We start from the raw sequence: 9375 nt of genomic DNA, 5'->3' as shown, positions 1-9375 counted from the left end.
GCCGTCTGGAACCGTGGGTGCTGACAGGGGTCAGAGCGGGAAGAGGTACTCGTCGTAGTACATCTGCGCGATGTCCGGACCCGACATGACACCGGTCCAGACGCGCACGCGCTGGACGAGGCCGGTCGCGTAGTCGCCGTAACCGCCTGATGCGGTGCGGCCGCGCCCGATCGAGAAGGTCCCGGTCGCCTGCCACGGCTTGTCGAACGTGACTCCCCCGTCGGAGCCCTCGTCGGACGCACTGTCGCCGACCGTGCCCTGCGCAACGCCGTTCACGTACAGCGTCAGGTTCTGGTGTGCCGCGTCGTAGACGCCGGTGAGCAGCGTCCACGCCGTCGGGTCCGCGAGTTCCGCGGAGCCGATGCCGGTCGGGTCGGACACGACGGTCGCCGTGGTGGAGTCGGCGGTGGTCCTGCCGAACATCCAGGCTCCCTGCGTCGATCCGGCGGGCTGGCTGTACCACAGCGACCAGGAGTCGCGTTTGCCTCCGGACTGGCCGGCGATCGTGACGGTGTGGGCCACCGAGGTGTCCGCCAGTGAGGCCGAGTCCAGCTTCGCCCAGGCGGCGATGGTGAAGGCACCCTGGGAGTCGACCACGGGTCCGGCCGACGACACGTAGCCGTTCGACGTTCCGTCGAGCGCGAGGGCGTTGCCCATCCCGCCGTCGACGTCGTCCGTCCAGGAGGCGCCGCTGCCGAGGGTGGCCGTGTGGCCGTAACCCGAGGTGTCCTGCGCTGTGGAGCCGGAGGTTCCGCCGAGTTCCCAGTCGGCGGCCAGGGTCGGACGGGCGTCGCCCTGGGCGTCCGTCATGTCCTGGAGGTCAGCGACTTCGTCCGACGACATGATGCGGTTCCACAAGCGGACGTCGTCGATCTGGCCCGTGAAGTAGTCGGTGAACGACCCGCCGTACTGGCCGCGCCCGATCTGGAGCCCGCCCGTGGCCTTCCACGGTGTGGTGAAGGAGACCGGGTCGCCCTGCGGAACGCCGTTCACGTACAGCTGGATCGTCTCGGCCTGCGCGTCGTACACGCCGAGCAGGTGGGTCCATACGCCCATGGCCGGCGTCGCCGTGGAGACGGATCGCACAATGGTCGGCGTGGTGGAGTCGGACGTGTACCGGTTGAAGATCCACGCCTTGTACGCCGTGGAGTAGTACAGGGCGAACGACGAGCCGTGCGCACCGGCCTGCGCGGCGATCACCGCGTTGTGGGAGAGGTCGGTGAGGCGTGCCCAGCCGGAGATGCTGAAGGACTTCGTGGTGTCGAGTCCGGTGCCACTGACCGCGGCGTACCCGCTGCTGCCGTCGACGGCAAGGGCCCCGCCGGACCTGGCGAGCTTCGACCACGACGCTCCGGACGCCGAAAGCGTGGCCGGGTGGGAGCCGGCACTGTCCGCCGCCGAACCACCACTCCCCTCGTCGAAGGCCCACGCATCGACCGGCGGCGCGCCGGCACCGACCTTGAAGAAGTACGTGTAGCTCGCGGACACGTTGCCCGCCGCGTCGGCCGTCTGCACGGTCAGCGCGTTGAGTCCGCGCACGTCAGGCGCGAGGTTCAGGGCGAGACTCGACGTGGGTGACGAAAACGACTTCGTGACCTGCCGCCCCTGGTTGAGCGTGTAGATGTACTTGACCACGTCGGAAGCGCCCGCGTCGAGCGTGAAGGTGGCGGGCGCCCCTACGCCGCCGGAGGCCGAGCAGGAGTCGGGGTCGTCGGCGGTCGCGCACTCCGGGTACGCGGTCGAGGTGACGGTGGGTGGCGCGGGCCTGCTGGTGTCGACGTGGAAGGCACAGGCACCGATCGTCGTCCAACCCGAGTACATCGACGCACTCTTGCCGTCGAACGAGTACTGGTACTCCGTCCTGGCCTTGAACCAGTAGGTCTGCCCGTTCTGGAGCGTCGGCGTCTTCCAGGTTCCGGCCTTGCCGGACGTCGTCCAGGAGGACGGGCTGCCGGAGGCGACCAGCGGATCAGGGATGTCCGGGTCGTACCGGTAGAGCTGGAAGTTGGGGCGCAGCTTCGACTGGGAGCCGTCGGCCGACTTGGGGGACGCGCTCAGTGTCGGTGTGAGCGTGCGGATGTTGACGGCCACGCTCGAACTCTTGCCGCACGCGAGGTTCGGGGAGGAGAGCTTGAGGGAGGTGGGCGTGCTCGGCTTGGACACGAAGGTGACGGAGAGCGTCGGCTTCTTGGTCGCCGGAGAGGCGAACTGCTTCCACTCGAGGTCGTTCGACTCGCTGCTGGCCCGAAGACCCACCGTGGTCGTGGCGCCGGAGCGGGCAGCTCCGTACGCGACGGCACTCGTCGCGTCGAAGGAGACGTTGCCGCCCGGGCAGGAGGATGAATAGCCCTTGGCCGCGGAGACGGTGTCGATCCTCGACATCCAGGACGGCTGCCTCTTCCACGTGGACGCGGACGAAATGCCACCGGTGTGCCACAACTCGACAGGCTGCTTGGTGCAGTTCGCCGCCCATACCTCCAACGCGGTGAATGTGGCCGAAAGGATCTTCTTTCCGCTGAGGCTGTGGGTGTCGAACTGGTAGAGGGAGCGGACGACCTTGCTGTCGGCCCACGAGTCGTAGCCGGAACCGAGAGTGTGCTTGGTCTTCCAGAAGGACGTCGACGGCTGGCCCGACCACAGGGCCGTCCAGCCCGCGAGCGACGAACTGGTCGTCTGCGGGTCGAGGACGACCGGGTACGTCGTGGTGGGATCGCTCAGGAACGACCGGTCGGGCGAGACGGACAGCGTGTCGCCTGTCGCGGAGACCCCCATGACGGCCGTTTTGGCGCCCGGCCCGGGGCCGTCCGCTGCATCCGCCGGGGTCGTGTCGGCGGACGTAGCGGCGGTTTGTGCGGCGGCCGCTTCACCGGACGCGGTACTGCGGCTCGCGGTATCCGGGGTGGCAGCGGGATCGGTGGTGGACGCGGGCGTGGAGTCCCACATCAACGCGGTGCCCGTGGTGAACTGCGGGCGGCCGGAGCCATCGACCAGGGCCACCCCACCGTCGGTCTGCGAGGTCAGGGTCACGCCGCTGGTCTCCACGGGGAAGCGCACCGTGGCGAGGTCGGGGTCGAGTGCGGCCTGGCGCGTCTTGACCACGAGGTTCTCGCTGAACCCGTCAGGCAGCGCCGTCACCACGAGGTCCACGTCCGGGAGGACCGACGCGTATGTGGCGTCCGCGCCGGACAGCGTCGGAGCGGGCAGCGTCCAGGGCGACTTGATGCTGTAGGAGACACCATCGCGGGAGATCGTCGCCAGCGGAGCGGACGATCCACCGCCGGAGAAGGTGATCTTCGAGGTCGCCGCCTTGGGGCTGATCGTGCCGCCGGGTGCGGACTGCAGTGTCGTGTCGATGGGCACCCAGTCGGACCCGACCTTGGCACGCTCCGGCACCACAGCGGTGTTGAGCACGAACGTGCCGTCCGGCTGGGCGGACACCGTCTGGGTGGGCGTGGTGTCGGCAGGGACGTCCACGGGCGCCCCGGTCTCGGCCGCCTTTGCCGAGGCCTGGGCCTCCGGCGACAGGTCCTGGCCGGCGCTGTCCGCGGCGGAGCGGGCGGTCGCGGCCGAGGGCTGCGCTACGGCGGCCCAGGCACCCGCGCCGAGAGCCGGTTGCACCGCGAGCACCGCGGCGACCAGCCATGCCCGCCCAGCAGGCATGCGTCTGCCCGTCTTGTTCCTGCCCAACATGTGCCCCCCCCCCCGGGCCTATGTACGTGCAGACACCATTCGTTTACATGTCCACGATCGCGACATCGATCATGGCGTAAGGCGTGGCAAGGCGATGCAAACGGAACGACAAGTTCACCCTCGTCTTCCGTCACGGACCAGGCAAGAGCGGAAAGTTCTCGCCATATTCTCGACACATTTTTCGCATGTGTGAACATGACGTGACCGGATGTCGGACGCGTGCCGGGTCACCGCGACGCGCCGGCCAGCCTCGCCACATCCCGCAGGGCCGCTTCGAGCTCCGGGCCCACGGTCTCGCGCGTCCAAGCGGCGTGTTCCGCCGTGTACCCGCGGGGTACCGCCTCCACCAGCATGATCAGGTACAGGTAGCAGCGGTACAGGGCAACGCGCAGTCGGAGGGAGGTGCCAAAGTCCGCTTGGCCGCCGGCGGCGGCGTAACCGGCCAGGAAGTCGGTGTCGTGCTCGATGTCGGCGAACAGGGCGAGCGAGACAAAGTCCGCGGCGGGATCGCCCCAGAACATGCGCTCGCCGTCGATGATGCCGCCGAGCGCGAGGGAGCCGGGCTCACCGTCGAGCAGCAGGTTGCCCTGCCACAGGTCGAAATGGACCAAAGCCGGGCGCACCACGTGGTCCAGGACGTCCGAGGCCGCGCCCATGGTCGCGTCGATGCGGTCCGGGGTCTCCGGCAGCCAGGCCCGGTAGCGGACCGCGTCCGCCAGGACGGCGTCGGTCATCGCCGTGAACGCCTGGCGCCAGGTCCCGGACAGCGGCCCCAGCGGCTGCGCCGGGTAGCCGAAGCCCGGCCCGGTGACGTCGTGGAGGCGGGCCACTTCCCGCCCGACCTCGTGTCGCAGTCGGCGTTCCTCGTCGTGGGTCATCGAGGCGGTCTGCTCGGGCCACGGCACCCCGGGGCGAGCGGTCATGACCAAGTGCGGGACCACGGGCGGGGCGGGATCGAACACGGCGTGCACGACCTCGGGCACCGGCACGCCGACGGCCGAAGCGGCGCGGTAGAAGGTCGCTTCGCCGCGGAGCAGACCACGCTCGTAGCTCATGCCCGGTGCCCCCGCCGGCGGAGGGATCTTGACGACCCACTCGCGGCCGTCCGCCAATGAGACGCGTACGACCGTGTTGTACGTCCCACCGCTCAGCGGCGCGATGCGCGCGGCAGCCGGGTCGGCGACGCCCGCCGCTTCGAGTATCGCGGCGACGGCCGCCTCGCCCTCGTGCCGGTCCGTCCTCACGTGCGTCGCACCCACCCCCACTTGTCGGACAGGCCGGTCGAGCGGGCTACTTCAGGTGTTGGGTGAGGTCGTCCACGGTCCAGTCGGCCTGGCGGAGGAGCGAGCGCAGAGTGCCAGGCGCGAGGGAGCGGTGCAGGGGCACGATCACGGTGCGGTCCCCGTCGCGGTACTTGGCGTGGCTGCCGCGCGTCGAGATGTGGTCGAAGCCCGCGCGCTCCAGGGCTTTGGCGATGTCAGGCCCGGACAGGCCATGGGGAACAGCGGGGCTCATGCGACGCGGACCTCAAGCGGTGCGGTGATCACGTCGGTGACCTCGGGGGCGGGGGCGTCCTCGAAGTAGAGCTCCAGCGCCTCGCGCAGGTTGGAGAGCGCCTCCTCGATGGTCTCGCCCTGGCTGGCGACCTCGACTTGCAGGCAGCGGGCCACGTACCACTCGCCTTCGTGGGTGATCGCGGCAGTCAGATGCAGTGCGTGCGTCATGGGCAAATTCTGGCACGTCTGCCGGGCGCCTCGGCGGCCTCGCGGCTGTTCCGGCCGGTGCGACGGCGGGTCCCCGTGGGTCGCGGGACCGCCGTCGCGCCGCGAGCGCGCGGGCGGCGTCAGGTGCGCTTGCGGCCCACCGCGCCGTAGAGGTGCGTGTGGTCCGACGACGTGTCCGTGCCGTCCGGGTGCCAGGTGTGGACCTCCACCAGGCCAGGCGGGACCAGGTCGAGGTCCGCGACGAGGGACTCGATCGCCGCTCGCGGGCGGACGTTCGCCGGTATGCCCTGCTCGGCGTAGACGCGTTCCGTCTCGCGCCAGGCCTCCGGCGCGAAGTCGTCCGTCACGTGGCTGAAGATCACGCAGCTGCCCGGGGCCAGCGCCGAGAGGTATGACGTGACGGCCGCTCGCGCCTCTTCGTCTTCGGGTACGAACTGGAGGACCGAGCAGAGCAGCAGCGCCACCGGGCGGTCCAGGTCGAGCGTCCTGCGGGCGATCGCGAGTACCTCGTCGGGCTCGCGGAGGTCGGCCTCCGCGTAGTCCGTCGCGCCCTCGGGGCCGCTCTGCAGCAGCGCCTCCGCGTGGCGCAGCACGATCGGGTCGTTGTCCACGTACACGACGCGGGACGCCGGGTGGACCGACTGGGCGATCTCGTGCGTGTTCGGCTTCTTCGGGACGCCCACGCCGACGTCCAGGTACTGGTCCATGCCCAGCTCGCGCGCCGCGTACCGGACCGCGCGGTCGTGGAAGAGCCGCGCGCCCGTGCCGATGCGCTGGATCGCGCCCGGCGCGCCGAAGACCTCCGTCAGGCGCGTGCCGGCGTCCTTGTCGACGCCGTAGTGGTCCTTGCCGCCCACGTACAGGTCGTACAGACGCGCCGAACTGGCCCGCGAGGTGTCGATCTGCCGCTTGGGCGTGCCGTCCGGCGTGTCCGTCATCGCTGCTCCCGTGATGGTGAGAGGTGGAAAAGCCGCTTCTTTCAGCTACGCCCTCGGGGCGACCTTCGTCAAACCGTTGATGATCCTGTCCATCGCGTCGCCGCCCGTCGGGTCCGTCAGGTTGGCGAGGAGCTTCAGCGTGAACTTCATCAGCAGCGGGTGCGTCAGTCCGCGCTGCGCCGCCAGCTTCATGATCGTCGGGTTGCCGATCAGCTTCACGAACGCGCGCCCCAGCGTGTAGTAGCCGCCGTAGGTGTCCTTGAGCACCTGCGGGTAGCGCTGCAGCGCCCGCTCGCGCAGCGCGGGCGTGGCGCGCGCGTGCGCCTGGACGATCACGTCGGCCGCGAGCTGCCCCGACTCCATCGCGTACGCGATGCCCTCGCCGTTGAACGGGTTGATCATGCCGCCCGCGTCGCCCACCAGCAGGAGCCCGCGCGTGTAGTGCGGCTGCCGGTTGAACGCCATGGGCAGCGCGGCGCCGCGGATCGGCTTGGTCATGTTCTCCGGCGTGTAGCCCCAGTCCTCCGGCATCGACGCGCACCAGGCCTTGAGCACCTCGCGCCAGTTCAGCTCGTTGAACGCGGCCGACGAGTCGAGGATGCCGAGGCCCACGTTCGACGTGCCGTCGCCCATGCCGAAGATCCAGCCGTAGCCGGGCAGCAGGCGCTCCTGCGCGCCGCGCCTGTCCCACAGCTCCAGCCACGACTCCAGGTAGTCGTCGTCGTGGCGCGGCGAGGTGAAGTACGTACGGACCGCGACGCCCATCGGGCGGTCGTCGCGCCGGTGCAGGCCCATGCCGACCGAGAGGCGCGTCGAGTTGCCGTCGGCGGCGACCACCAGCGGCGCGTGGAACGTGACCGGCCGCTTCTCCTCGCCCAGCTTCGCGTGGACGCCCGTGATGCGGCCCGTGCCGTCCGTGATCGGCTCGCCGACGTTGCACAGCTCGTACATGCGCGCGCCGGCCTTCTGCGCCTGCCGGGCCAGCTGCTCGTCGAAGTCGTCGCGCTTGCGGACGAGGCCGTAGTCCGGGTAGGCGGCGAGATCCGGCCAGTCCAGCTCGAGGCGCATGCCGCCGCCGATGATCCGCAGGCCCTTGTTGCGCAGCCAGCCGGCCTCCTCGGAGATGTCGATGCCCATCGAGACGAGCTGCTTGGTCGCGCGGGGCGTGAGGCCGTCGCCGCACACCTTCTCGCGCGGGAAGGCCGTCTTCTCCAGGAGCAGTACGTCGAGGCCCGACTTGGCCAGGTAGTACGCCGTGGTCGAGCCGGCTGGGCCCGCCCCGACGACGATGACGTCGGCGGTGTTCTCGGAGAGGGGCTCGGTCACGGCGGGGGCTCCCGAAGGGTCGGCGCGGATACCGGCTCGATACAGCGGCTGGAAGTTTCGCGGTGGAGTATCGAAAGGCAACGGACATGGGCAGTCTATGGGGGCGTACCGACAAGCCGGCTCGAAGGGCACCCTCCGTGAATGATTCGCCGAACGATCCGCGGCACGATTCGTCCCGGCCGTATCCGCCGGTGCGACTGCGCGTCCCGACCGACGAGGACGCCTACGCGTGGCACCGCGTCTTCGCCCACCCAGACGTCATGGAGTTCCACGGCGGACGGCCGAAGGAGCTGTCCGTGTACGAGGAGCTCACGGCCCGCCAGCGCCGCCACGCCGCGGAGCGCGGCTTCTGCCTGTGGACGCTCGTGGACGCCGAGGGCGAGGTGATCGGCTTCACGGGCGCGCAGCCGTGGCCGCACGAGTCGTTCGGGCCGTACGGCGAGATCGAGATCGGCTGGCGCCTCGGGCGCGCCCACTGGGGCCGCGGCTACGCGACGGCGGCCGCGCGGGCGACGCTGGAGCGCGTGCGCGCGGCGGGCGTCGAGCAGGTCGTGGCGATGGTGAACGCGCGCAACGAGCGGTCGATCGCCGTGACGCGCCGGCTGGGCATGCGCCTGGCGAAGACGTTCACGTACGCGTCGAAGACGGTGCCGAGCACGGAGCTCGTGGGGCACCAGTACGAGCTGGCGCTTTAGCCCTGCGGGGGCCGGCTCGCGCCGGCACGAGCGGGTTGCGTGGCTTCGGCCCCCTCGGCCGGGGCGGGTCGCGGCGCGCGGCCGTCCGCGTTCGGGCGGGTGCCGCCCGCGGCCGTCCGCGTTCGGGCGCGTGCCGCCCGCGGCCGTACCCCCGCGTGGCGCTCCGGCGAGAGCCCTGCCCAGCGGGGGCTGCTCCCGTAGCCCACGGCCGGGGCTACTCCCGTACCGCCCTGTGCAGTGCGACCACGCCGCCCGTCAGGTTCCGCCACGCGACCCGCGACCAGCCGCACCGCTTCATCCGAGCCGCGAGGCCCCGCTGGTTGGGCCAGGCGCGGATCGACTCGGCGAGGTAGACGTACGCGTCCGGGTTGGACGAGACGGCGCGTGCCACCGGCGGCAGCGCGCGCATCAGGTACTCCTGGTAGACCGTGCGGAACGGGCCGAACACCGGGTCGGAGAACTCGCAGACCACGATGCGCCCGCCCGGCTTCGTGACCCGGCGCAGCTCGCGCAGCGCCTGCTCCGAGTCCTCGACGTTGCGCAGCCCGAACGAGATCGTCACCGCGTCGAAGACCTCGTCGGCGAAGGGCAGGCGCGTGGCGTCGCCCGCCGTGAACGGCATCCAGGCGTAGCGCCGCTTGCCCTCGCGCAGCATGCCGAGGGAGAAGTCGCAGGGCACGACGTACGCGCCGGTCCGCGCGAACGGCTGGGAGGACGTGGCCGTGCCGGCCGCGAGGTCGAGCACGCGCTCCGCGGGGCGCGCGTCGACGGCCTTCGCGACCTCCTTGCGCCACAGGCGGGTCTGGCCGAGCGACAGCACGTCGTTGGTCACGTCGTACTTCGCCGCCACGTCGTCGAACATCGTGGCGACTTCCTGCGGCTTCTTGTCCAGGGATGCACGGGTCATCCGCCCATTGAAGCAGGCGGCATGTCCTGCCCCGCGCTCGCGCGGCGGCCCCGCGCCCAGCGGCCGCGCACCCACCGGCCGCGCGCCCCCCGGCC

General features: G+C 70.8%; 8 protein-coding genes. 1 reads left to right on the top strand and 7 read right to left on the bottom strand.

Translation table 11 applies throughout. The annotated features are described in order from the left end of the window. Positions 1 to 30: 30 nt before the first annotated feature. From JFN87_RS14255 to JFN87_RS14230, 6 genes are all read right to left on the bottom strand, one after another. Complete coding sequence (locus JFN87_RS14255) at positions 31 to 3660, bottom strand: LamG-like jellyroll fold domain-containing protein (protein WP_209340407.1); 3630 nt, start codon at positions 3658 to 3660, stop codon at positions 31 to 33. A 257-nt stretch (positions 3661 to 3917) separates the two neighbouring features. Further along, complete coding sequence (locus JFN87_RS14250; protein ID WP_209340406.1) at positions 3918 to 4934, bottom strand: phosphotransferase family protein; 1017 nt, start codon at positions 4932 to 4934, stop codon at positions 3918 to 3920. A gap of 46 nt (positions 4935 to 4980) precedes the next feature. After that, positions 4981 to 5205 (bottom strand): type II toxin-antitoxin system HicA family toxin, encoded by a 225-nt coding sequence (locus JFN87_RS14245; RefSeq protein WP_209340405.1) that lies wholly within the window; start codon positions 5203 to 5205, stop codon positions 4981 to 4983. Further along, entirely contained in the window at positions 5202 to 5414 is a 213-nt protein-coding gene (locus JFN87_RS14240; protein WP_209340404.1) for a type II toxin-antitoxin system HicB family antitoxin, read from the bottom strand. The genes JFN87_RS14245 and JFN87_RS14240 overlap by 4 nt, the downstream gene beginning before the upstream one ends. A 119-nt stretch (positions 5415 to 5533) precedes the next feature. Further along, the gene (locus JFN87_RS14235) at positions 5534 to 6352 is read right to left on the bottom strand and encodes an SAM-dependent methyltransferase (protein ID WP_209340403.1); all 819 of its coding nucleotides are present in this window, start codon (positions 6350 to 6352) and stop codon (positions 5534 to 5536) included. Positions 6353 to 6397: 45 nt separating this feature from the next. Beyond that, positions 6398 to 7678 carry a geranylgeranyl reductase family protein gene (locus JFN87_RS14230; protein ID WP_209340402.1) on the bottom strand — a complete coding sequence of 427 codons (1281 nt, stop codon included), beginning with the start codon at positions 7676 to 7678 and terminating at the stop codon, positions 6398 to 6400. Between the two features lie 197 nt (positions 7679 to 7875). Between JFN87_RS14230 and JFN87_RS14225 the strand changes: the two genes are divergently transcribed. Then, on the top strand, positions 7876 to 8373 hold the full coding sequence (locus JFN87_RS14225; RefSeq protein ID WP_245179633.1) for a GNAT family N-acetyltransferase: 498 nt from the start codon (positions 7876 to 7878) through the stop codon (positions 8371 to 8373). A 214-nt stretch (positions 8374 to 8587) separates the two neighbouring features. On the opposite strand, the gene JFN87_RS14220 is transcribed toward JFN87_RS14225, so the two are convergent. Next, positions 8588 to 9280 carry a demethylmenaquinone methyltransferase gene (locus JFN87_RS14220; protein WP_209340400.1) on the bottom strand — a complete coding sequence of 231 codons (693 nt, stop codon included), beginning with the start codon at positions 9278 to 9280 and terminating at the stop codon, positions 8588 to 8590. Positions 9281 to 9375: the final 95 nt, after the last annotated feature.

Origin of the sequence: Streptomyces montanisoli (assembly GCF_017813245.1) — a bacterium.
Lineage (GTDB): Bacteria > Actinomycetota > Actinomycetes > Streptomycetales > Streptomycetaceae > Streptomyces > Streptomyces montanisoli.
This window is presented reverse-complemented; position numbering and strand designations above follow the sequence as displayed.